The organism is Pseudomonas sp. C 49-2, assembly GCF_003970195.1.
Lineage (GTDB): Bacteria > Pseudomonadota > Gammaproteobacteria > Pseudomonadales > Pseudomonadaceae > Aquipseudomonas > Aquipseudomonas canadensis.
Genome location: NZ_RXYG01000007.1, coordinates 264,995 through 287,813, shown reverse-complemented (window position 1 = coordinate 287,813; position 22,819 = coordinate 264,995). Strand labels below are relative to the sequence as shown.

At 61.1% G+C, this 22,819-nt stretch carries 16 protein-coding genes; 10 read left to right on the top strand and 6 right to left on the bottom strand.

Features of this window, described 5'->3' with window-relative positions:
* Positions 1–31: 31 nt before the first annotated feature.
* A complete protein-coding gene (gene treR / locus EJ576_RS16525; RefSeq protein ID WP_126570711.1) occupies positions 32–736 on the bottom strand; it encodes a trehalose operon repressor in 705 nt (234 codons plus the stop codon).
* Between the two features lie 238 nt (positions 737–974).
* Between treR and treP the strand changes: the two genes are divergently transcribed.
* From treP to EJ576_RS16500, 5 genes are all read left to right on the top strand, one after another.
* Positions 975–2,417, top strand: a complete 1,443-nt coding sequence (gene treP, locus EJ576_RS16520; protein WP_126570710.1) for a PTS system trehalose-specific EIIBC component — start codon at positions 975–977, stop codon at positions 2,415–2,417.
* Positions 2,418–2,534: 117 nt separating this feature from the next.
* Complete coding sequence (gene treC, locus EJ576_RS16515; protein WP_126570709.1) at positions 2,535–4,181, top strand: alpha,alpha-phosphotrehalase; 1,647 nt, start codon at positions 2,535–2,537, stop codon at positions 4,179–4,181.
* Between the two features lie 94 nt (positions 4,182–4,275).
* Complete coding sequence (locus EJ576_RS16510; RefSeq protein ID WP_126570708.1) at positions 4,276–5,496, top strand: carbohydrate porin; 1,221 nt, start codon at positions 4,276–4,278, stop codon at positions 5,494–5,496.
* A 49-nt stretch (positions 5,497–5,545) separates the two neighbouring features.
* Entirely contained in the window at positions 5,546–8,062 is a 2,517-nt protein-coding gene (ptsP, locus tag EJ576_RS16505) for a phosphoenolpyruvate--protein phosphotransferase (RefSeq protein WP_126570707.1), read from the top strand.
* Positions 8,063–8,064: 2 nt separating this feature from the next.
* The gene (locus tag EJ576_RS16500) at positions 8,065–8,343 is read left to right on the top strand and encodes a PTS transporter subunit EIIB (protein ID WP_126570706.1); all 279 of its coding nucleotides are present in this window, start codon (positions 8,065–8,067) and stop codon (positions 8,341–8,343) included.
* A gap of 124 nt (positions 8,344–8,467) precedes the next feature.
* On the opposite strand, the gene mltF is transcribed toward EJ576_RS16500, so the two are convergent.
* On the bottom strand, positions 8,468–9,928 hold the full coding sequence (mltF, locus tag EJ576_RS16495) for a membrane-bound lytic murein transglycosylase MltF (RefSeq protein WP_028617827.1): 1,461 nt from the start codon (positions 9,926–9,928) through the stop codon (positions 8,468–8,470).
* A gap of 287 nt (positions 9,929–10,215) precedes the next feature.
* Here mltF and purL point away from each other — a divergent pair, with 287 nt between their 5' ends.
* The 5 genes from purL (at position 10,216) to EJ576_RS16470 (ending at position 16,293) form a co-directional block, all read left to right on the top strand.
* Complete coding sequence (gene purL, locus EJ576_RS16490) at positions 10,216–14,112, top strand: phosphoribosylformylglycinamidine synthase (RefSeq protein ID WP_123478468.1); 3,897 nt, start codon at positions 10,216–10,218, stop codon at positions 14,110–14,112.
* A gap of 4 nt (positions 14,113–14,116) precedes the next feature.
* On the top strand, positions 14,117–14,428 hold the full coding sequence (locus EJ576_RS16485; RefSeq protein ID WP_126570705.1) for an NGG1p interacting factor NIF3: 312 nt from the start codon (positions 14,117–14,119) through the stop codon (positions 14,426–14,428).
* A gap of 295 nt (positions 14,429–14,723) precedes the next feature.
* The gene (locus EJ576_RS16480; protein ID WP_178083550.1) at positions 14,724–15,362 is read left to right on the top strand and encodes a DUF6036 family nucleotidyltransferase; all 639 of its coding nucleotides are present in this window, start codon (positions 14,724–14,726) and stop codon (positions 15,360–15,362) included.
* Complete coding sequence (locus tag EJ576_RS16475) at positions 15,346–15,798, top strand: hypothetical protein (RefSeq protein ID WP_123478470.1); 453 nt, start codon at positions 15,346–15,348, stop codon at positions 15,796–15,798. Before EJ576_RS16480 ends, EJ576_RS16475 begins: the two co-directional genes overlap by 17 nt.
* A gap of 201 nt (positions 15,799–15,999) precedes the next feature.
* On the top strand, positions 16,000–16,293 hold the full coding sequence (locus EJ576_RS16470) for a DUF6124 family protein (RefSeq protein WP_256656615.1): 294 nt from the start codon (positions 16,000–16,002) through the stop codon (positions 16,291–16,293).
* Between the two features lie 151 nt (positions 16,294–16,444).
* Here EJ576_RS16470 and nagE read toward each other — a convergent pair whose 3' ends face one another.
* From nagE to nagA, 4 genes are read right to left on the bottom strand one after another with little or no spacing between them, the layout of a single operon-like run.
* Complete coding sequence (nagE, locus tag EJ576_RS16465) at positions 16,445–18,142, bottom strand: N-acetylglucosamine-specific PTS transporter subunit IIBC (RefSeq protein WP_123478471.1); 1,698 nt, start codon at positions 18,140–18,142, stop codon at positions 16,445–16,447.
* Positions 18,143–18,169: 27 nt separating this feature from the next.
* A complete protein-coding gene (gene ptsP / locus EJ576_RS16460; RefSeq protein ID WP_126570725.1) occupies positions 18,170–20,680 on the bottom strand; it encodes a phosphoenolpyruvate--protein phosphotransferase in 2,511 nt (836 codons plus the stop codon).
* Positions 20,681–20,709: 29 nt separating this feature from the next.
* Complete coding sequence (locus tag EJ576_RS16455) at positions 20,710–21,720, bottom strand: SIS domain-containing protein (protein ID WP_126570724.1); 1,011 nt, start codon at positions 21,718–21,720, stop codon at positions 20,710–20,712.
* Entirely contained in the window at positions 21,713–22,819 is a 1,107-nt protein-coding gene (gene nagA, locus EJ576_RS16450) for an N-acetylglucosamine-6-phosphate deacetylase (protein ID WP_123478474.1), read from the bottom strand. The genes EJ576_RS16455 and nagA overlap by 8 nt, the downstream gene beginning before the upstream one ends.

Here is a 22,819-nt window from a genome sequence, read left to right as displayed (position 1 = left end):
GCCGGCTCCTACAGTGGGCGCGTCAGGCTGTTCAACGCCGCGCAATATCCGAAAAGTAAAACTTATCCAACGTATGCCGCGACTCGGTGTACTCGAACTGCCGCCCATCCTGCAAAAACGTCTGGTTGCTCACCACGATCACATGGCTCTGCCCTTCGAGGTCGAGGTGTGTCTGGTCGTCCTTGCCGCGGGGCAGGGCCTCGATGGTGCGTTGGGCATAGGCGATTTGCAGCTGCAACGTCTGTTCGATAAACGCGTAGATCGACTGTTCGGCGATGTCGCGGTCCAGGCCGGGAATCACCTCAGCAACGAAATGGTTGATGTCGAGGATCACCCGTTTGCCGCCGATGCGCCGTACCCGTTTGATGCGGGTGATCAGGGTGCCGGGTTCGGCTTCGATGTGTTGCAGCAGTGAGCCTTCCAGCGGGAATTGAGTGAATTCGACCACTTCGGTGCGTACGTCATCGCCCAGGTCGGCGTGGGTTTCGTGGAAGCTGACGATGCCGCCCAGTTGGAACTCGATCGGGTTGGGCGACAACACGAAGGTGCCTTTGCCGTGGATCTTTTGTGCAAAGCCACGCTCCTGAAACTGCTCGATGGCCCGACGCACGGTGCCTCGGCTGGCCTGGTAGCTGTCCATCAATTCGGTTTCGGAGGGAAGGCGTGTGCCGCGCTGCAGGCGTTCGGTGGTGATGCTGGCAAGCAGATCTGTGTAGATCTGGTTGTATTTGCTCATGGGGATGGCTCTTTGCCGGGGTTGCGGTCAAGGCAGGAACCTTAGTGGCAGAGCGGGGGTTTGTCCATTAGACCCTTGGATTTATGCGGCTTGTAGCCATGCGCTGTCCTACAAAAAATAAACAAAATGTAACTCGTACAGACGAGTTGTTGCTTTAACTCGTACAGACGAGTACTTTTGCCCTCGGCGTGCTGCCAATGACTGCCCCCAAATAAAAAAATCAAAGTGGAAACCAAGCATGAGCCACGACTATTCGACTATCGCCCGCGAGATTCTCGAGAACCTCGGGGGCAGCGACAACCTTGAGCAAGCTGCCCACTGCGTCACCCGTCTGCGCCTGGCGCTCAAGGACCCGAGCCTGGTCAACGGCAGTGCGCTGAACCAAGTGGATCTGGTCAAGGGCTCGTTCTTCACCGGCGGCCTGTTCCAGGTGGTGATCGGCCCCGGCGAAGTGGAAAAAGTCTACGCCGCCCTGCGCGAGCAGACCGGCCTCGCTGCCGCCACCATCGCCGACGTGAAGAAGAAGGGCGCCGACAAGACCAACGCCATGCAGCGTCTGGTGCGGGTGTTCTCCGACGTGTTCATGCCGATCCTGCCCGCGCTGATCATTGCCGGCCTGTTGATGGGCGTGAACAACCTGATGGGCGCCAAGGGCATGTTCATCGAGGGCAAGACGCTGCTGGAGGCCTACCCGAACCTGGATGGCCTGTGGAGCCTGATCAACCTGATGGCCAACACCTCGTTTGTGTTTCTGCCGGCGCTGGTGGGCTGGTCGGCGGCCAAGCGGTTTGGCGGCAGTGAAATCCTCGGCATCGTGCTTGGTCTGATGCTGGTGCATCCGGACCTGCTCAACGCCTGGAACTACGGCAAGGCGGTCGCCGGTCTCGACGGCCAGAGCCTGCCGTACTTCGATATTTTCGGTTGGTTCCAGATTGAAAAAGTCGGCTACCAGGGGCAGATCCTACCGATCCTGATGGCCGCCTATGTGATGAGCGTGATCGAGAAATGGTTGCGAGCGCGAGTGCCCAACGCGATTCAATTGCTGGTCGTGCCGATCACCACCATCGTCGTCACCGGCGTGCTGGCCCTGGCCATTATCGGTCCGGTAACGCGTCACCTCGGTATCCTGATCACTGAAGGCGTGGTCACCTTGTTCGACCTGGCACCGATGGTCGGCGGGGCGATTTTCGGCCTGCTGTATGCGCCGTTGGTGATCACCGGCATGCACCACATGTTCCTCGCCGTGGACCTGCAGCTTATTTCTACTCAGGGCGGCACCTTTATCTGGCCAATGATCGTCATGTCCAACCTGGCCCAGGGCAGCGCTGCGCTTGCGGTGTTCTACATGACCCGTAATGCGCGGGATAAAAGCATGGCGTCGACCTCGGCGATTTCGGCTTACTTCGGCATTACTGAGCCGGCGATGTTCGGGGTGAATTTGCGTTTCAAGTTTCCGTTCTATGCGGCCTTGGTGGGCTCGGGATTGGGCAGCATTTTCCTCGCGCTGAACAAGGTGCAGGCCTCGGCCATCGGCGTGGGAGGCTTGCCTGGGTTTATCTCGATCGTGCCGCAATCCATCGCGGTGTTTGTGATTGGCATGGTCATCGCGATGGTGGTGCCGTTTGTTTTGACCTGTGCGTTGAGCATGAAGATTGTTCGGCCGGGGTATCGCGTTGCCTGAACCATCGCTATCGGGGGCAAGCCCCCTCCCACATTTGAAATGCGTTCCCATGTGGGAGGGGGCTTGCCCCCGATGAGGCCAGAGAGGCCAGCACCAAATCAACTGAAGGAACCCACCATGCAAGACTGGCAACACTCGGTGATCTACCAGATCTACCCGAAAAGCTTCCACAGCCATGCGGGTAACGCCACCGGTGACCTGCTGGGCATCGTGGACAAACTCGACTACCTCAAATGGCTGGGTGTCGACTGCCTGTGGATCACCCCGTTCCTGCGCTCGCCGCAACGGGACAACGGCTACGACATCAGCGACTACTACGCCATCGACCCCAGCTACGGGACCATGGCCGATTGCGACCTGCTGATCAGTGAAGCGGCCAAGCGCGGCATCAAGTTGATGCTGGATATCGTGGTCAACCACACCTCCATCGAACACGAATGGTTCCAGCAGGCACGCAGTAGCCTCGACAACCCTTACCGCGATTTCTACATCTGGCGCGACCAGCCGAACAACTGGGAATCCAAGTTCGGCGGTTCGGCTTGGGAATACGAGGCGCAAACCGGCCAGTACTTCCTGCACCTGTTCGACCACACCCAGGCCGACCTGAATTGGGACAACCCCAAGGTGCGCGCCGAAGTGTTCAAGCTGATGCGCTTCTGGCGCGACAAGGGCGTGGGCGGCTTCCGCCTGGATGTGATCAACCTGATCTCCAAGCCCGCCGATTTCCCCGAAGACAACACCGACGGCCGCCGCTTCTACACCGACGGCCCGAACGTGCACGACTACCTGCAGGAAATGCACCGCGAAGTCTTCGAAGGGCACGACTTGATCAACGTCGGCGAGATGTCGTCCACCAGCCTGGAACACTGCATTCGCTATTCGCGACCGGAGTCGAAGGAGCTGTCGATGACCTTCAACTTTCATCACCTGAAAGTCGATTATCCGAACCTGCAGAAATGGGTGAAGGCCGATTTTGACTTCCTGCAACTCAAGCGGATCTTCTCCGACTGGCAACTGGGCATGCAGGCCGGTGGTGGCTGGAATGCGCTGTTCTGGTGTAACCACGACCAGCCACGGGTGGTCTCGCGTTTCGGCAATGACGGCGAGCATCGCGTGGTCTCGGCCAAGATGTTGGCGACTGCGCTGCATTTCCTCCAGGGCACGCCGTATGTGTACCAGGGCGAAGAGCTGGGCATGACCAATCCGGGCTTCGACCGGATCGAGCAGTACCGAGATGTGGAGACCCTGAACATCTTCCGCCTCAAGCGCGATGCGGGTGAGTCCAAGGCATCGAGCATGGCCGCGATCATGCAGAAGTCCCGCGACAACGGCCGTACGCCGATGCAGTGGAGTGCCGGGGAAAACGCCGGTTTCAGCAGCGGTGAGCCGTGGATTGGCATTCCGGCCAACGCGGCGCAGATCAACGTCGAAAGCCAACTGGATGACCCGGACTCAGTGCTGCATCACTACCGCGCGCTGATCGCCTTGCGTCGTCACGAACCGCTGATCCAGGAGGGCGTGTATCGCGAACTGCTGCAGGAGCATTTGCAGGTCTGGGCCTACCTGCGCGAGGGCCATGGCGAACGCCTGCTGGTGCTGAACAACTTCTACGGCACGCCCTGCGAAATCCAGCTGCCGGACAACGTGATCAACCCGGCCGGCGAACAGCGCCTGCTGATCAGCAACTACCCTGACTGCCCGCAACGTACCGCCACGGTAGCGCTGCGTCCCTATGAATCCTTCGTCCTGCACCTGAAAGATTGAAACACCGCCACCCACTGTAGGAGCCGGCAAGCCGGCTCCTACAAGGGAGCGTGCACCAAGCAATAACAATAAGAAAAAATATTAGGAGCGTTTTATGAAAACAACAATAAAGCTGGGCCTCGTTGCGTCTTGTCTAAGCCTGCCGTTTGGCGCTCAAGCCCTGGAATTTGCCGGTTACCTGCGCAGCGGCGCGGGCACCTCGACGGGCAGCGGTCCACAGCAATGTTTCCAACTGCCGGGGGCGCAAACCAAATACCGCCTGGGTAACGAATGCGAACAATACGCCGAGCTGGAACTGCGCCAGGATCTGCTCACCCTCGACGACGGCTCGGTGCTCAGCGTCGATGCCATGGCATCGCTCTACAACAAGTACGACCGTGAGCTAAAGTTCCAGGGCGAAAACAATGGCTCGGCGCGCATGCCGCAGATGTATGCGCAATGGTCCAACCTGCCCAGCCTCAATGGCGGTTCGGTGTGGGCCGGTCGGCGTTACTACAAACGAAACGACATCCATATCTCAGACTTCTACTACTGGAACCAGAGCGCCACGGGTGGAGGTATCGAGGACGTGCTGATCGGCGACCTCAAGTACAGCTACGCGATTTCCCGCAAGGACAACCTGTACCAGAAGGAATACGCCACCCGTCACGACTTCAACGTCGCAGGTTTCAAGACCAACCCCGGCGGTGAGCTGGAATTGGGCTTGAGCTATATCGAAAAAGCCGGCGGACGCGACACCAACAGCGGTTGGGCGATCACCGCGCAGCACGTGCAAAAACCTTTCCTCGGCGGCAAGAACAAGTTCGCTTTGCAGTACGGCGAGGGCCCCGGCACCGGCCTGGGTTACACCGGCAATACCTTCCTGGACAACAGCAGCAAAAGCTACCGCGCCGTGGAGTTTTTCGACTGGCAGGTGACCCCGCGTTTTGGCGGGCAGATCGAGGCCGTGTATCAGAAAGACATTCGCCCAGGCTCAAGCGATCAGACCTGGATGTCCCTCGGTGTGCGCCCGGCATACGCCATCAGCGAGCAATTCAAACTGGTCACCGAGCTTGGGCATGATCAAGTCGAGGCCACGGGCGGAACGCGCAAGCTGAGCAAATTTACCTTCGCCCCGACCTGGTCGCCCAAAGGCCCGGATTTCTGGGCTCGTCCGGAGGTGCGCTTGTACTACACCTATGCAACCTGGAACGAAGCGGCCAAGCGTGCGGCGAATGAATTGGCGGCGGGGTCGGCGTTGTCCGATACCGGTGCCTATGGCACGGCGCGACATGGGTCGAACTTTGGCGTGCAGGTTGAGTACTGGTGGAAGTAATCCTTCCTCCGCTCAATGATATCTACAGAACAAAACAACAGGTGAAGTCATGACCACAACTCAACCCCTGGAATTGCTGGCGCCCTTGTCGGGTGTGCTGCTGGCGCTGGACAAGGTGCCGGACCCGGTTTTCTCCAGCCGCCTGATCGGCGATGGCCTGTGCATCGACCCCACGTCGCAGACGCTCTGCGCGCCGCTGGCCGGGGTGATCAGCAATATCCAGGACAGTGGGCATGCGGTCAGTGTCACCGACGACAACGGCGTCCAGGTGCTGATGCATGTCGGCCTGGACACCGTGAACCTGGCGGGCCAGGGTTTCACCCGGTTGGTGCAGGAAGGCCAGCGGGTGGAGGTCGGGCAGCCGTTGATCGAATTCGATGCCGACTACGTGGCACTCAACGCACGCAGTTTGCTGACCTTGATGCTGGTGGTCAGCGGCGAGCCCTTCAGCCTGTTGGCGGACGGCCTGGTGGAAATGGGCCAGCCGCTGTTGCAGTTATCCCCAAGTGCGGTCGTGGAAGCAGCGGACGAAGAGGAGGGCGATGCATTGTTCTCCAAGCCGCTGACCTTGCCCAACGCCAACGGCCTGCACGCCCGCCCGGCAGCGGTATTTGCCCAGGCGGCGAAAGGTTTCAACGCCAGCATTTACCTGCACAAGCAAACCCAGAGTGCCAACGCCAAATCGCTGGTGGCAATCATGGCGTTGCAAACCGTGCAGGGCGATACCTTGCAAGTGAGCGCGGCGGGCAAGGACGCCGAGGCGGCGATCAAGGCGCTGGTGGTCTTGTTGGCTGAAGGCTGTGGCGAGGTAGTGGCAAGCATTGCCGAGCCGGTCGCAACGCAGTCGCCGGCAACCTTGCTGCGGGGCGTGTGTGCATCACCGGGCTCGGCGTTTGGTCAGGTCGTTCAAGTGACCGAACCGGAGCTGATCATCACGGCACAAGGCACGGATGAAGCAACGGAACACGCTGCTTTGACGCGCGGCTTGCTCGCCGCCACTGAAGCGTTGCAGGGGTTGCAGGACAAGGCGGCTGGCAGCGCTCAGGCCGAGATTTTTCGCGCGCATCAGGAGTTGCTCGAAGACCCGACCTTGCTGGAACATGCCCACCGCCTACTGGCTGAAGGCAAGAGTGCCGCGTTCGCCTGGAACAGTGCGACGCTCGCGACCATCAAGTTATTCCAGGGGTTGGGCAACGCGCTGATCGCTGAGCGTGCGGCAGACTTGGCGGACGTCGGCCAGCGCGTGCTGAAACTGATCCTGGGCATCCAAGACAGCGCCTGGGAGTTGCCGGAGCGCGCGATCCTGATCGCCGAACAACTGACGCCTTCACAGACCGCCAGCCTGGACACACGCAAGGTGCTGGGGTTTGTCACTGTCGGTGGTGGCGCGACCAGCCACGTCGCAATCCTCGCCCGTGCCCTGGGCCTGCCGTCTATCTGCGGTGTTTCGGCTCAGGTGTTGGCGGTGGCCAATGGCAAGCAGGTGCTGCTCGACGCCGACAAAGGCGAGCTGCACCTCGAACCGAACCTGGCCGAAATCGAGCAGCTGGACGTTGCGCGTAAACAACAGGTGCTCCGCCATCAGCGCGATGTGGCGCAGGCGTCGTTACCCGCCACTACCCGCGATGGTCATCACGTTGAAGTCACTGCCAACGTGGCTTCGTTGCAGGAAGTCGAGCAATCCCTGACCCTCGGCGGCGAAGGCGTCGGCCTGCTGAGATCGGAGTTCCTGTATCTGGATCGCAACCGTGCCCCAAGTCCTGACGAACAGGCAGCGACCTACACCGAGATCGCCCGTGCCCTGGGCACCGAGCGCAACCTGGTGGTGCGCACCCTCGACGTGGGTGGCGACAAACCCTTGGCCTACGTGCCGATGGACGCCGAGACCAACCCCTTCCTCGGTCTGCGCGGCATCCGTTTGTGCCTGGAACGCCCGGAACTGCTGCGCGAACAATTCCGCGCGATCCTCGCCAGCGCCGGTTTTGCACGGCTGCACATCATGTTGCCGATGATCAGCCTGCTGTCGGAGCTGCACCTGGCGCGCAGGATCCTTGAAGAGGAAGCATTAGCGCTGGGGCTCACCGAGTTGCCAAAGCTGGGCATCATGATTGAAGTGCCGTCCGCCGCGCTGATGGCGGATGTGTTCGCGCCCCATGTGGATTTCTTTTCTATCGGCACCAACGACCTGACCCAGTACACGCTCGCCATGGACCGCGACCACCCGCGCCTGGCCAGTCAGGCCGACAGCTTCCATCCGGCGGTACTGCGCCTGATTGCCGCCACGGTCAAGGCTGCCCACGCCCATGGCAAGTGGGTGAGTGTGTGCGGCGCGTTGGCGTCCGAGGCGCTGGCGGTACCCGTATTGATCGGGCTGGGTGTGGACGAGTTGTCGGTCAGCGTGCCGTTGATCCCCACCATCAAAGCCACCGTGCGCGAGCTGGACCTGGCTGACTGCCAGATCATCGCCCGCCAGGTCCTGGGCCTGGAAGGAGCCGCCCAGGTGCGTGAGGCCTTGCGCCAATATCACGCCGCCACCTTAGAAACCTCACCTGTCGTGGAGCACTGAGTATGTTCGAGAAATTGCAGCGGGCGTTCTGGAAGGCCCTGACGCCGGATTTGATTGCCGAGACGGTCACTGCGCCGACGCAGAGCCTGTTGTCGGCCGAGGTGCTGAACGCATTGGGTGGGGCGGATAACCTCAAGTCGCAGCAGCGTGTGGCGCTGACGCGGGTGAGGGTGCAGTTGCAGGATGCGGCGAAGGTGGATGCTACGGCGTTAAAGGCAGCGGGGGTGCCAGGTGTGATGGTGCTGACGGGCGGAGTGGTGCATCTGCTCACCGGCCTTTGAGCCAGCTCGAAATCCAAATGTGGGAGGGGGCTTGCCCCCGATTGCAATGTATCTGTCAGCTTAGTTGTAGCTGACACACAGCTATCGGGGGCAAGCCCCCTCCCACATGAATTTTGCTGTGTTCTTACAGTTGCGGGTTATCTTCCGGCGGCTTGGTCTTGTCCACACCCGGCACATGCAAGTTGCCTTCGACCACCTGGTTGCCTTCCAACTGCGGCTGGGTCACCCAGGTGAGGATGTCGTAGTAACGCCGGATGTTTGCCACGAAGTGCACCGGCTCCCCACCGCGGGCGTAGCCGTAGCGGGTCTTGCTGTACCACTGCTTCTGCGACAGGCGCGGCAGCATCTTCTTCACGTCCAGCCACTTGTTCGGATTCAGGCCTTCACGTTTGGCCAAGGTGCGGGCATCTTCCAGGTGACCGGTGCCGACGTTGTAGGCGGCGAGGGCAAACCAGGTGCGATCCGGCTCGGCAATGCTGTCGTCCAATTCATCCTTGATCTTGGCCAGGTACTTGGCGCCACCCATGATGCTTTGCTTGGGATCCAGGCGGTTGGACACGCCCATCGCCTGGGCGGTGTTCTGGGTCAGCATCATCAGGCCGCGCACGCCGGTCTTGGAGGTGACGGCCGGCTGCCACAGTGACTCCTGATAGCCGATGGCTGCCAGCAGGCGCCAATCGACCTTTTCTTCCTTGGCATAAGCGCGGAAGTGTTTCTCGTACTTGGGCAAACGCTGCTGCAGGTGCTGGGCAAAGGTGTAGGCGCCCACATAGCCGAGCACGTCGACATGGCCGTAGTAGCGGTCTTTCAGACGCTGCAACGTGCCGTTCTTCTCGACTTTATCCAGGTAACTGTTGATCTCGTTGAGCAGGCTGTTGTCTTCGCCGGCGGCCACCGCCCAGCTCTGGTTGCTGGCGTTGCCCAGGTCGAACGCCACGCGCACGTTGGGGAAGTACACCTGGTTCATCGCCACTTCGTTGGAGTCCACCAGGGTCAGGTCGATTTGCCCTTCGTCCACCATGCGCAGCAGGTCGACCACCTCAACGGCGTCGGATTCTTCGTATTCAATCGCAGGATTCTGCTTTTTCAGCGCCGCCAGTTGCTCGGCGTGGGTGCTGCCCTTGAGCACCATGATCTTCTTGCCCACCAAATCGGCCGCGTTGGTCGGGCGCGACTGGCCGTTGCGGTAGATGATCTGCGGGGTGACTTCTAAATAAGGGTGGGAGAAACGCACCTGCGTCTGGCGCTGCTCGCTGCTGACCAGGCCGGCCGCTGCGAGAACCGGGCCGTTGGGTTTGCCCAGTTGGCCGAACAGGTCGTCGAGGTTGTCGGCGGTCTCGATCTCCAGCTTCACGCCCAGGTCATCGGCAAAGCGCTTGACCAGTTCGTATTCGAAACCGGTTTCACCGTTGCGGTCCTGGAAATAGGTCGCCGGGCTGTTCCGGGTGACCACCCGCAATACACCATCCTCCTTGATTCGCTCGAGCGTGCTGGGTTTATCAACACAGGCGCTGAGCATCAGGAAGAGTCCGGTGGCGATGAGCCATTTGGCGCATCGCGGGCGCAAAGCAGTTGGGGAGAACATCTGCGCAGTATACGCAAACGGCCCACGGCGCCATATCTCGACAGCGCGGGTCTTGTCTGCTAGCGCCGGTAAAACTGTGCTGCAGCCCGCAGAAACGGGGCTTGGCGAGGGATTGTGACGGTTAAAATAACTGCGCCGGATGCCGGGCATGCCCCCTCTAAAGGGGGGTAATCCGGCCAACTGACGTCCGGCAGCAGCCACCGGTAGCGTTTCGGGTGCCGTTGGCGGCGGTTTACGCTAGAATGCACGGCCTCAAAGCACACCCCCTTCCCGAGGCTGTCCCGAAGATGTTGATCCTGCGCGGCGCTCCTGCCCTTTCTGCCTTTCGCCACAGCAAACTCCTTGAGCAACTGAGCCAAAAGGTTCCAGCTGTTACAGGCCTGTACGCTGAATTTGCTCACTTCGCCGACGTTACCGGCGTGTTGACCGCCGACGAACAGCAAGTGCTGGCACGCCTTCTGAAGTACGGCCCAAGCGTTCCGGTTCAAGAGCCTAATGGCCGCTTGTTCCTGGTTCTGCCGCGGTTCGGCACCATCTCGCCCTGGTCGAGCAAGGCCAGCGATATCGCCCGCAACTGCGGCCTGGAAAAAATCCAGCGCCTGGAGCGTGGTATCGCGTTCTACGTCGCCGGCCAGTTCAGCGATGCCGAAGCCGAGCTGATCGCCAGCAGCCTGCACGACCGCATGACCCAGATCATCGTCAGCCAGCTGGAACAGGCTGCCGGCCTGTTCAGCCACGCCGAGCCCAAGCCGCTGACCGCGATTGACGTGCTCGGCGGTGGCCGCGCCGCCCTCGAGAAGGCCAACACCGAGCTGGGCCTGGCCCTGGCTGAAGACGAAATCGACTACCTGGTCAACGCCTTCAACGGCTTGAAACGCAACCCGCACGACATCGAACTGATGATGTTCGCCCAGGCCAACTCCGAGCACTGCCGTCACAAGATCTTCAACGCCAGTTGGGACATCGACGGCGAAAGCCAGGAAAAAAGCCTGTTCGGCATGATCAAGAACACCTACGTGATGCACAGCGAAGGCGTTCTGTCGGCTTATAAAGACAACGCCTCGGTGATCGTCGGCTCCGTCGCCGGCCGCTTCTTCCCGGACCCTGAAACCCGCCAGTACGGCGCGGTGCAGGAGCCGGTGCACATCCTGATGAAGGTTGAGACCCACAACCACCCGACCGCGATTGCCCCGTTCCCGGGCGCAGCCACCGGTTCCGGCGGCGAAATCCGTGACGAAGGCGCTACCGGCCGAGGCGCCAAGCCAAAGGCGGGCCTGACCGGCTTCACCGTGTCCAACCTGCAGATCCCAGGCTTTGAACAGCCGTGGGAAGTGCCGTACGGCAAGCCTGAGCGCATTGTTACCGCGCTGGACATCATGATCGAAGGCCCGCTGGGCGGCGCCGCGTTCAACAACGAATTCGGACGTCCGGCGCTGACCGGTTACTTCCGTACCTTCGAACAATCCATCACCACCCCGCGTGGCGATGAAGTGCGCGGCTATCACAAGCCAATCATGTTGGCCGGCGGCATGGGCAACATCCGTGAAGAACACGTCAAGAAAGGCGAGATCCTGGTCGGCTCCAAGCTGATCGTGCTCGGCGGCCCGGCGATGTTGATCGGCCTGGGCGGCGGCGCGGCTTCCTCCATGGCCACCGGCACCAGCTCGGCAGACCTGGACTTCGCTTCCGTACAGCGCGAAAACCCAGAGATGGAGCGTCGCTGCCAGGAAGTCATCGACCGTTGCTGGCAGTTGGGTGACAAGAACCCGATTAGCTTCATCCACGACGTCGGCGCGGGTGGTCTGTCCAACGCCTTCCCGGAACTGGTCAATGATGGCGACCGTGGTGGCCGTTTCGAACTGCGCAACATTCCTAACGACGAACCGGGCATGGCCCCGCACGAAATCTGGAGCAACGAATCCCAGGAGCGCTACGTTCTGGCAGTCGGCGCTGAAGACTTCGCACGCTTCCAGGCCATCTGCGAACGCGAGCGTTGCCCGTTTGCGGTAGTCGGCGAAGCCACTGCCGAGCCACAGCTGACGGTTACCGACAGCCACTTCGGCAACAGCCCGGTGGACATGCCGCTGGAAGTGCTGCTGGGCAAAGCCCCGCGCATGCACCGTTCGGCTGTACGTGAAGCCGAGCTGGGCGATGATTTCGACCCAAGCCAACTGGAACTGGCCGACAGCATCGAACGCGTGCTGCACCACCCGGCCGTGGCGAGCAAAAGCTTCCTGATCACCATCGGCGACCGCACCATCACCGGCCTGGTGGCCCGTGACCAAATGGTCGGCCCGTGGCAGGTTCCGGTGGCTGACGTTGCCGTTACCGCCACCAGCTTCGACGTCTACACCGGTGAAGCCATGGCCATGGGCGAGCGTACACCGCTGGCCCTGCTCGACGCTCCGGCGTCGGGCCGCATGGCCATTGGTGAAACCCTCACCAACATCGCGGCTTCGCGCATCGGTAAATTGTCCGACATCAAACTGTCGGCCAACTGGATGTCGGCTGCCGGTCACCCGGGTGAAGACGCCCGTCTGTACGACACTGTTAAGGCAGTGGGTATGGAGCTGTGCCCTGAGCTGGGTATCACCATTCCGGTGGGTAAGGACTCCATGTCCATGGCCACCCGTTGGAACGAAGACGGCATCGACAAGACGGTCACCTCGCCGCTGTCGCTGATCGTTACCGGTTTCGCACCGGTCACCGACATCCGCCAGACCCTGACCCCGCAACTGCGCATGGACAAGGGCACCACCGATCTGATCCTGATCGACCTGGGCCGTGGCCAGAACCGCATGGGTGCGTCCATCTTGGCGCAAACCCATGGCAAGCTCGGCAGCCAGGCACCGGACGTCGATGACGCCGAAGACCTGAAAGCCTTCTTCGCCGTGATCCAGGGCCTCAACGCCGACGGCCACCTGCTGGCTTACCACGACCGTTCCGACGGCGGCTTGCTGACCAGCGTTGTCGAGATGGCCTTCGCCGGTCACTGCGGTCTTAACATCGTGCTCGACAGCGTTGCCGAGGCAGCGTGCGAGATCAACGGCATCCTGTTCAACGAAGAGTTGGGCGCGGTGATCCAGGTTCGCCAGGACGCTACCCCGGACGTACTCGCCCAATTCAGCGCCGCTGGCCTGGACGACTGCGTGGCCGTGATCGGCCAGCCGATCAACAACGGCGAGATCAACATCTCGTTCAACGGTGACACGGTGTTTGCCGGCCAGCGTCGTCTGCTGCAACGTCAGTGGGCCGAGACCAGCTACCAGATCCAACGCTTGCGTGACAACGCCGACTGCGCCGAACAGGAATTCGACGTGATCCTGGAAGAAGACAACCCGGGCCTGAGCACCAAGCTCAGCTTCGACGTCAACCAGGACATCGCCGCGCCTTACATCAAGAAAGGTATCCGCCCACAGGTTGCCGTACTGCGTGAGCAGGGCGTCAACGGCCAGGTGGAAATGGCGGCTGCGTTCGACCGCGCCGGCTTCAATGCGATCGACGTGCACATGAGCGACATCCTCGCCGGTCGCGTTGACCTCAACGAGTTCAAAGGCCTGGTAGCCTGCGGCGGTTTCTCCTACGGCGACGTGCTGGGTGCCGGTGAAGGCTGGGCCAAGTCGGCCCTGTTCAACAGCCGTGCCCGCGATGCGTTCCAAGGCTTCTTCGAGCGCAACGACAGCTTCACCCTGGGTGTGTGCAACGGTTGCCAGATGATGTCCAACCTCAGCGAACTGATCCCGGGCAGCGAGTTCTGGCCGCACTTCGTGCGTAACCGTTCCGAGCAGTTCGAAGCCCGTGTCGCCATGGTGCAGGTGCAGGAGTCCAACTCGATCTTCCTGCAAGGCATGGCCGGTTCGCGCATGCCAATCGCCATCGCTCACGGTGAAGGCCATGCCGAGTTCGAAAGCGAAGAAGCGTTGCTGGAAGCCGACCTGTCCGGCACCGTCGCCCTGCGTTTTGTCGACAACCACGGCAAGGTCACCGAGACCTACCCGGCCAACCCGAACGGCTCGCCGCGCGGGATCACCGGTCTCACCAGCCGCGACGGTCGCGTCACCATCATGATGCCGCACCCGGAGCGCGTATTCCGCGCCGTGCAGAACTCGTGGCGCCCGGAAGAGTGGAACGAAGATGGCGCCTGGATGCGCATGTTCCGCAATGCTCGCGTGTGGGTGAACTAAGACGGTGTACAAGCTTGCCTTCTTTGTGCCCGACAGCCATGTGGAGACGGTGAAAACCGCCGTCTTCGCCGCCGGCGGCGGGCGCATCGGCAATTACGACAGCTGCGCCTGGCAAGTGCTGGGCCAGGGCCAATTCCGCGCGTTGGATGGCAGCCAGCCGTTTATCGGGCAGGTGGGTCAGGTTGAAGTGGTTGAAGAATGGAAGGTTGAGCTGGTGGTGACGGATGAATTGATCGTGGCTGTTGTGGCTGCTTTGAAACTCAGTCACCCGTATGAGACACCGGCGTATGAGGTGTGGCAGTTGGCGGATTTTTGATTCGCACGCTGTATTAACAAGAAACCCGCTGGGCCAGTTTGGTCAGCGGGTTTTTTGTTGGCTGTGAAATCCCATCGTCGGCAAGCCGGCTCCTACAGAGGGAGCGCGTTCAACTGTAGGAGCCGGCTTGCCGGCGATGGCGTCCGTACAGGCGCTGCAGACCTTTCCGACAAACCTTTCAGGTTGTCCCTCGGAACCTGGCTCAATAGCCTTCTTCGGTCGCTGTCGGCTCAGTGATCGGGATCTGATTTCAAGGCCCGTCCAGCAACATTGCTCTCGGGTTTGATATTCAATGATGGAATTGCAAGATACCGTCGCTCCACGCCTAAATACCAGTAGCCCACTAGGGAAAGCCTTGGTTTCAATGTTCAAATCCATCGAAGTGGAATTGATACTTGAAGGGGCTAAACCTGGCTCGGTCAAGGTCATTGTCTTCGGCGGTTGTGCTGTTCATTTATACACACACCACCGTATTTCCACGGATGTTGATGCGGAGATTTATTGCGCGAGCTTTCGAAATAAGCTGCGCCTTCAGACACTGTTGGCGGAATTTCCAGAGCAGTTTTTCGATGAGCGATCTGGGCGCGTCATGGAGCTGAACTACGATCTCCAATACAACACTAGCTTTGGCCCGCTGCACGAAGACTACTGGGAACGAAGTCTTCCCCTGGATGAGTTTCCTGCACAATCCGCACTGCACTTGCATATAGCGGCACCTATCGACATTGCCATCTCAAAATTGGCTAGAGCTACCGATCAGGATGTAAGCGATATCATGGCGCTGCTCAGGGCGGGCTTCATTGTGACCACTGAGCTCCGTCGGCTGGCATCGCAGGCGATTGATATGTATGTTGGAAACAAAGAACCACCCAGGTCCATTCTGACCAATATTTTGCATGATTATCTGGAGACAGCAGATGGCGAAGCCTTTTAACGCTCCCGTCCTCTCGTCCGCGTTGGACACTCTGGTTAAAAGCCCTTTGAATCAGGCTGATGATGAGGCGCTGGTGAGTGCAGCGAAAGCAGTCTGGTACTCGGACGCTAACCTTGTCGGTGAAGTGAAGAACTTTCTAGAGGCTCACTCCAGTGAATTGGAGCTTCGTCGCGCGGGGTATCTGCTGGAACGCTTCACACGCTTTTCGTGTGTAACGGATAGCCGGGTTTTGGAAGCCTTGCACGCTATTGAGCTGTTTGCGGCGACTGCTTCCAAGCAGGATGTGAAGCCTTTGGGCGTTGTTGCACTGCGCAGCCGCCGTGATGAACTGGCGGTGTCCTGGGGGCTGAGTGAGGGGTTGGGTTTGAAAGCTCAAGCGCTGATGCCGTTTCAGACTCGCCATTACGAAGCGGAGCAGCGTGGGGCGTCAGTCTAGGCGTTCGTTGCGATTAAAGAATCCGGCTTAGGCCGGGTTTTTGTTGTCTGCTATTTCTTCGGCTCTCGGAGGTTTCTTACAAGCCTTTCAGGTTGTCCCTCGGAACTCACCTCACTAACCTTCGCCAGTCGCTGCCAATTCAGTGACCGGGACTGCAAGCCTGAAAAATCACTAGGAGCCTATTCCATATGGAGTTTATTGATGATCAGCGACAACTTGCTAACTGGTTCAATCTCATCTCAAGCCGAGTCCCGCCAAGCTGGTGATTCACCGTCCGACCAGATCTTCACCGTACTACCCAGTCTGAACACCGAAACCCTGCTCGCCAATGCCTCCCAAGACCTGGCATCTGTGCAGGCACTGGCGGGCAATCTGGCGTTTGATGTCGACGGCCCGCAGCGAGATGCAGTGCTGGGCATTCATCGGATGGTGGAAGGCATCCAACTGATGGTGGATCGGGTGTTGGACCTACAGGAAGTGCCGATCAGCAACTGACCACACCCACTCTGTGGCGAGGGAGCTTGCTCCCGTTGGGGTGCGAAGCGCCCCCAAAACCTGCCACAGAGTTCTTTCTGAAAAAATGGGTGTTCTGAGCGAAGGGCCGCTGCGCAGCCCAACGGGAGTAAGCTCCCTCGCCACAGGGTGGTCAGGCGTTGATTGGGCGGGTAACCAACCGCTCCAACGCTTCACCCAATACTGACGCATTTTCACCAATCAACAGGTGCCAAACACCGCTATCCAGTTGGCTTACGCCCTGGCAGCCGAGTGCAGTAAGTTGAGCTTCCGACAACACCGAATCATCCCCCAACTTCACCCGCAACCGAGTCATCGCTACGGCTTCCAGTTGCCGCACATTTCCCCGGCCGCCCAAGGCGCTCAGCCATTTCTCGGCTTCCTGCACATTCACTGCAACCGGCTTAGCCACAGGCGCAACGGCGACAGGCGCACTGGCAACAAACGACGGCATGGCCAAGCGAATCTCATCAGCAATGCTGTCGGCCATCGGCCCGACCACCACCTGCAAACTGCCGCCGTTACCTGGCCGGACGACTGCCATGGCGCCCAGCGCTTTCAACTCTGCATCCACCGCCTTGTTACGATCCACCATGTCCAACCGCAGGCGCGTGGTGCAGGCACCGACGCTCAGCAGATTCTCAGCACCACCCAGGGCCTGGATGTAGGCCGTGGCGCGCTGGTTATCCGTCATCACTTCCGCCTGCACCACCTGAATATCCTCACGCCCTGGTGTTTTCAGGTTGAAGCGGCGAATGCAGTAGTTGAACACGCTGTAATAGATCAGCGCATAGGCCAACCCAACCGGGAACACCAGCCAACCATTGGTAGACTTGCCCCAACCCAGCACCATGTCGATAAACCCACCGGAGAAGGTAAAGCCCAGGTGGATATTTAGCATATTGGTGACCGCCATCGACAGGCCGGTCAGCACCGCATGGATCAGGTACAGGAACGGCGCGAGGAACATGAACGCGAACTCAATCGGCTCGGTCACCCCCGTCAGAAAGGAGGTCAACGCCATGGACAGGAAAATCCCGCCCATCACTTTACGGCGTTCAGGCAACGCATTCCGATACATCGCCAAACACGCAGCCGGCAGGCCAAACAGCATCACCGGGAACATGCCGGTCATGAACTGGCCGCCTTTCGGGTCGCCGGCAAAATAACGGGTGAGGTCGCCAGTGACCACCGCGCCGGTCACCGGATCGGTAAAGGTGCCGAACACAAACCAGGCCATATTGTTGAGGATGTGGTGCAGCCCGGTGACGATCAGCAGGCGGTTGAACACGCCAAACACAAACGCACCCAGGCTGCCGCTTTCCATCAACAACACGCCGAAGCTGTTGATGCCGTGCTGGATCGGCGGCCAGATCAAACCAAAGATCACGCCCAATCCGACCGCACTGAACCCGGTGACGATCGGCACAAACCGTCGCCCACCAAAGAACGCCAGGTACTCCGGTAGCTTGATGTCCTTGAAGCGGTTGTAAAGCCCGCCCGCCATCAGGCCGCTGGCGATACCGGCAAGCATGCCCATGTTGATGGACGTGTCCATCACCTTGAGCGTGGAGACCATCACCAGGTAACCAATCGCACCCGCCAAACCGGCCGTGCCGTTGTTGTCGCGGGCAAACCCCACGGCAATGCCGATGGCGAAGATCAGCGCCAGGTTGGCGAAGATCGCCTGCCCGGCGTCGTGCATCACCGCGATGTTCAAAAGATCGGTGTCGCCCAGGCGCAGCAAGAGGCCGGCAATCGGCAGGATCGCAATCGGCAGCATCAGTGCACGGCCCAGGCGTTGCAGGCCTTCGATGAAATGTTGGTACATGGCGAGTCTCCTTTTTTCTTGTTGTTGTCAGCTCAGCGGCCAGTGGTGTTGACAGGCTTGGCGAACGGCTTTGGCGCTGCTCAGGTCGAGCAGCCCTTGGCTCAGTTGCCGGCATTGCGCCGCATCCAGGTGGCGGACGCGGTCCTTGATTTCTCCGATCTGCGGCGGGCTTACCGACAGCTCGCTGACCCCCAGGCCCACCAGGACTGGCGTGGCCAACGGGTCGGAGGCGAGGGCGCCGCACACACCGACCCAACGGCCGTGTTTCGCCGCGCCTGTGCAGGTCTGCGCGATCAGCCGCAGCAGCGCCGGGTGCAGCGCATCGACGCGCGCGGCAAGGCCGGCGTGGTCGCGGTCCATGGCCAGGGTGTACTGGGACAAGTCATTGGTGCCGATGGACAGGAAATCCGCATGCTTGGCCAACTGCTCGGCCATCAGCGCGGCGGCGGGCACTTCGATCATCACGCCCAGGTCGGGGCGCTGGGTCAGCTCCAGCTCCACGCACAACTCATCCAAACGCTGGCGGATCTGCAGCAGCTCATCCACTTCACTGACCATCGGCAGCAGGATGCGGCAGCGCTCCAGTGGGGAGACCTGCAGCAGCGCGCGCAGTTGCTGGTCGAGCAGTTCCGGGCGCACTTGGGCCAGGCGAATACCGCGCAGGCCCAGCACCGGATTCGCTTCGACCGGCAGCGGCAGGTAGTCGAGCTGCTTGTCGCCGCCCACGTCGATGGTGCGGATGATCACCGACTTGTCGCCCATGGCATCCAGTACTGCTTGGTAGGCCTGGCGCTGCTCCTGTTCATCCGGTGCAGTGCGACGATCGACGAAGAGAAATTCGGTGCGCAGCAGGCCGACGCCATCGGCGCCATTTTCAAACGCCACCTGGGCTTCGGCACTGGAAGCGACATTGGCGGCCACTTCGATGGTCACGCCATCGCTGGTGCGCGCCGGCTGTTGAGCCTGGGCCTGTTGCTGCTGGCGACGCCGTTTCTGTGCGTCACGAATCTGGTGCACTTCGGCGTGGCGCGCGTCGCTGGGTGCCAGTTCCAGGCGGCCGTTGGCGGCGTCCAGCACCACACGTTGACCTTGGGGCACATCGAGGACTTCGGCACCCAACGCCACCACGCAGGGCAAGCCTTTGCCGCGAGCCAGGATCGCCACGTGAGAGGTGGCGCCGCCTTCGGCCATGCAAATGCCGACGGCCTGTTGCGCGCTGAGTTGCAGCAGGTCTGAGGGGGTCAGTTCATGGGCGCTGACAATCGAGCCCGCGGGCAATTCGAAATGCCAGGCCTCACCCAGCAACGCACGCAGTACCCGTTGTTGCAAATCACGCAGATCGTTGGCGCGTTCGGCAAACAGTGGTTTGCCCAGGGCCAGCAATACCGCGCATTGCGCCTGGATTGCATCGCGCCAGGCGTGAGTCGCTGCGCTGCCTTTTTCGATGGAGCCGGTCGCGGCTTCCAGCAGGTTAGGATCTTCCATCAGCGCGAGGTGGGCGGCGAAGATGTCTTCTTCCTCGATGTTCTTGCGCTGGCGCGCTTGATCCAGAGTCATGCGAATTTCGCTGCGCACTTGCTTCAGGGCGGTGTCCAGGCGTTGCAGTTGTTCGTCGGCAGCATGGTGGCCGGCGTCTGCCGGCAGTTCGATACCCGTCAGGCGGAACAGCGGCCCGCATACGAGACCCGGAGCAGCACACACACCTTGCAACACGCCGGCTTCGGTGTTGGCTCGGCGTGGGGTGGCAACGACGGGGGCGTGGTGTTCTTCCTTGATGGCGGCGGACAAGGCCGCGACCAGTGCCTGCAACGCCGCCTCCGCATCCCTGCCGCGACAGCTCACACGCACTTCATCCCCTTCGCCAATACCCAGCCCCATCAAGCCAATCAAGCTGTCACACGAAGCTGATTTATCACCGAAATGCAGCTGTGCCTGGCTGCTGAACCCCTGGGCCGTCTTGCGGATCAACGCCGCCGGACGCGCATGCAAACCACCGCGATGCGTGATGCGCACGCTGGCGCTGACTTTAGCGTCCGAGTTATCCACAGCGGTTTGAACCGCTGCCGCCGAACGCGCCACGACCTGCAACAACGGCTCGCCGACCTTGACCGATTGCCCGGCTACCGAACGCAATTCGAAACGTTCGCCATTGGTCAGGATGATCAGGCTGATCAGGCTCTTGCACTGACGCGCAATGCGGTCCAGGTCAAACTGCACCAATGCTTGCCCCTTGCTCACCTTCGCGCCTTCCTTCACCAGCAAGGCAAAGCCTTCGCCGTTCAGTTCCACCGTATCGATGCCCACATGCATCAACACCTCGGCACCGTTCTGGGCGCGAATCGTCAGGGCGTGCCCGGTGCGCGCGACATGGATGATTACGCCGTCACAGGGCGCATGCAGGCAATCGTTCAGGGGGTCGATGGCAATACCATCGCCCATGGCGTGGCTTGCGAACACTTCATCAGGAACGTCGCCCAGGGTCAGCACGGGCCCGCTTAACGGGGCGCTGAGGGTCAATTCATTATTGTTGTAGGACATGGGCACGGTACTCATCAGGAAAACGCCACTCAGTGAGTGCGGGTAACTTTGCTCAGGTGACGCGGCTGGTCCGGGTCCATGCCTCGGGCTTGCGCCAAACCTGCCGCCATCACGTAGAAACTCTGGATCGCCAGGATCGAATCCAGGGTCGGGTGTTCGGCGCGGCTCAGGGTCAGGTCGCGCTCGACGATGTTATCCGGCGCAGCCAGCAATACACGGGCGCCGCGCTGGCGCATGTCGGCGGCCAGGCTCAGCAGGCCGGCTTGCTCGGCGCCGCGCGGGGCGAAGACCAGCAGGGGATAGTTGTCGCCAATCAGGGCCATCGGTCCGTGACGCACTTCGGCGCTGCTGAAGGCTTCGGCCTGGATCGCCGAGGTTTCCTTGAGCTTGAGTGCAGCTTCCTGGGCGATGGCGAAACCGGCGCCGCGACCGATGACCATTAATTGCTGGCAGTCGCGCAGGGCGTCGATGGCAACCGTCCAATCTTGTTGGGCGGCGGCACGCAGGTCATCGGGCAGGGCGCGGCAGGCGTGCAGCAACTCGGTTTCTTGGTTCCAGTGGCCAATCAGCTGCGCGCTGGCGCTGAGGGTGGCGATGAAGCTTTTGGTCGCGGCCACGCTGTGTTCCGGCCCGGCGCACAGCGGCACATGGAATTCGCAGGCGGCTTCCAGCGGCGAGTCTTCGGCGTTGACCAGCGAAATGCTCAGGGCACCGCGTTTGCGTAGCAGACGCAGGCTGTTCACCAAGTCCGGACTTTGCCCCGACTGGGAGAAACCAAACGCTACCTGGCCGCTGACTTTCATTGGTGCCTGCAACAGGGTCACTACCGACATCGGCAACGACGCCACCGGAGTGCCGACGTGCTGCATGGTCAGGTAGGCGAAATAGCTGGCGGCATGGTCCGAGCTGCCACGGGCGATGGTCATCGCCACCTGCGGCGGCTGACGGCGCAGGCGGCCGGCGATTTCCTCCAGCGCCGGGTCCAGGCGTTGCAGTTGGGCGGCCACGGCGTCGCAGGAGGCCAGGGCCTCTTCAAGCATTTTTGAAGTCAATGGTTTCTCCTTCGACCATTACGTCGGTGAGTGTCAGGGAGCGGTCCAGGCGCACGCAGTCGGCAAAGCTGCCGGGTTGCAGGCGGCCGCGTTCTTCCAGGCCCAGGTAGTCCGCAGGAAATTGCGACAGGCGTTGTGAGGCTTCGCTGATGGGCAGGCCGATCTTCACCAGGTTGCGCAGCGCCTGGTCCATGGTCAGCGTGCTGCCGGCCAGGGTGCCGTCGGCCAGGCGTACGCCGCCCAGGCATTTGGTCACGGTGTGGCTGCCCAGCTTGTATTCACCGTCGGGCATGCCGGCGGCGGCGGTGGAATCGGTGACGCAATACAGGCATGGGATCGAGCGCAACGCCACGCGCATGGCGCCGGGGTGAACGTGGAGCAGATCCGGGATCAGTTCGGCGTATTTGGCGTGGGCCAACGCGGCGCCGACGATGCCCGGCTCGCGGTGATGCAACGGGCTCATCGCGTTGTACAAATGGGTAAAGCTGGTGGCTCCGGCGGCGAGGGCGGCGACGCCTTCTTCGTAGCTGCCCAGGGTGTGGCCGATCTGCATGCGCACGCCACGTTCGCTGAGGGCGCGGATGAGGGCGTCGTGGCCGGCGATTTCCGGCGCGATGGTGATCACGCGGATTGGCGCCAGGCGCAGGTAGGCTTCCACTTCGGCCATCAACGCGGTGTGGGCGAAGTTGGGTTGGGCGCCGAGTTTTCCGGGATTGATGTAGGGCCCTTCCAGGTGCACGCCGAGTACACGGGCGCTGCCGGTAGGACGTTGCTCGCAGAAGGTGCCGAGCTGGCCGAGCACGCTGGAGATTTCCTCCACCGGAGCGGTCATGGTGGTGGCCAGCAACGAGGTGGTACCAAAGCGCACATGGGTGCGAGTGATCGTCTCGAAGGCATCGCGGCCTTCCATGATGTCCGCGCCGCCACCGCCGTGCACATGCAGGTCGATAAAGCCCGGCAGCAGGTAGGGCAACTCGTTTTCAGCCGGGTCGCAGGGCGTGCCTTCGATGGCGACGACCTTGCCGTGCGCGTGCACCAGGCGGCCGCGAATCCAGCCGCTGGGCGTGAGGATGTTGTCTTCGGACAT

Excerpts from the sequence above, each read along its gene's own strand:
- EJ576_RS16510 (WP_126570708.1), top strand. The coding sequence starts at position 4,276 with ATGAAAACAACAATAAAGCTGGGCCTCGTTGCGTCTTGTCTAAGCCTG.
- ptsP (WP_126570725.1), bottom strand. The coding sequence starts at position 20,680 with ATGTCCTACAACAATAATGAATTGACCCTCAGCGCCCCGTTAAGCGGG.
- ptsP (WP_126570707.1), top strand. The coding sequence starts at position 5,546 with ATGACCACAACTCAACCCCTGGAATTGCTGGCGCCCTTGTCGGGTGTG.
- EJ576_RS16455 (WP_126570724.1), bottom strand. The coding sequence starts at position 21,720 with ATGCTTGAAGAGGCCCTGGCCTCCTGCGACGCCGTGGCCGCCCAACTG.
- EJ576_RS16475 (WP_123478470.1), top strand. The coding sequence starts at position 15,346 with ATGGCGAAGCCTTTTAACGCTCCCGTCCTCTCGTCCGCGTTGGACACT.
- treR (WP_126570711.1), bottom strand. The coding sequence starts at position 736 with ATGAGCAAATACAACCAGATCTACACAGATCTGCTTGCCAGCATCACC.
- EJ576_RS16470 (WP_256656615.1), top strand. The coding sequence starts at position 16,000 with ATGATCAGCGACAACTTGCTAACTGGTTCAATCTCATCTCAAGCCGAG.
- treP (WP_126570710.1), top strand. The coding sequence starts at position 975 with ATGAGCCACGACTATTCGACTATCGCCCGCGAGATTCTCGAGAACCTC.
- mltF (WP_028617827.1), bottom strand. The coding sequence starts at position 9,928 with ATGTTCTCCCCAACTGCTTTGCGCCCGCGATGCGCCAAATGGCTCATC.
- nagE (WP_123478471.1), bottom strand. The coding sequence starts at position 18,142 with ATGTACCAACATTTCATCGAAGGCCTGCAACGCCTGGGCCGTGCACTG.
- treC (WP_126570709.1), top strand. The coding sequence starts at position 2,535 with ATGCAAGACTGGCAACACTCGGTGATCTACCAGATCTACCCGAAAAGC.
- EJ576_RS16480 (WP_178083550.1), top strand. The coding sequence starts at position 14,724 with ATGGAATTGCAAGATACCGTCGCTCCACGCCTAAATACCAGTAGCCCA.
- purL (WP_123478468.1), top strand. The coding sequence starts at position 10,216 with ATGTTGATCCTGCGCGGCGCTCCTGCCCTTTCTGCCTTTCGCCACAGC.
- EJ576_RS16500 (WP_126570706.1), top strand. The coding sequence starts at position 8,065 with ATGTTCGAGAAATTGCAGCGGGCGTTCTGGAAGGCCCTGACGCCGGAT.
- nagA (WP_123478474.1), bottom strand. The coding sequence starts at position 22,819 with ATGTCCGAAGACAACATCCTCACGCCCAGCGGCTGGATTCGCGGCCGC.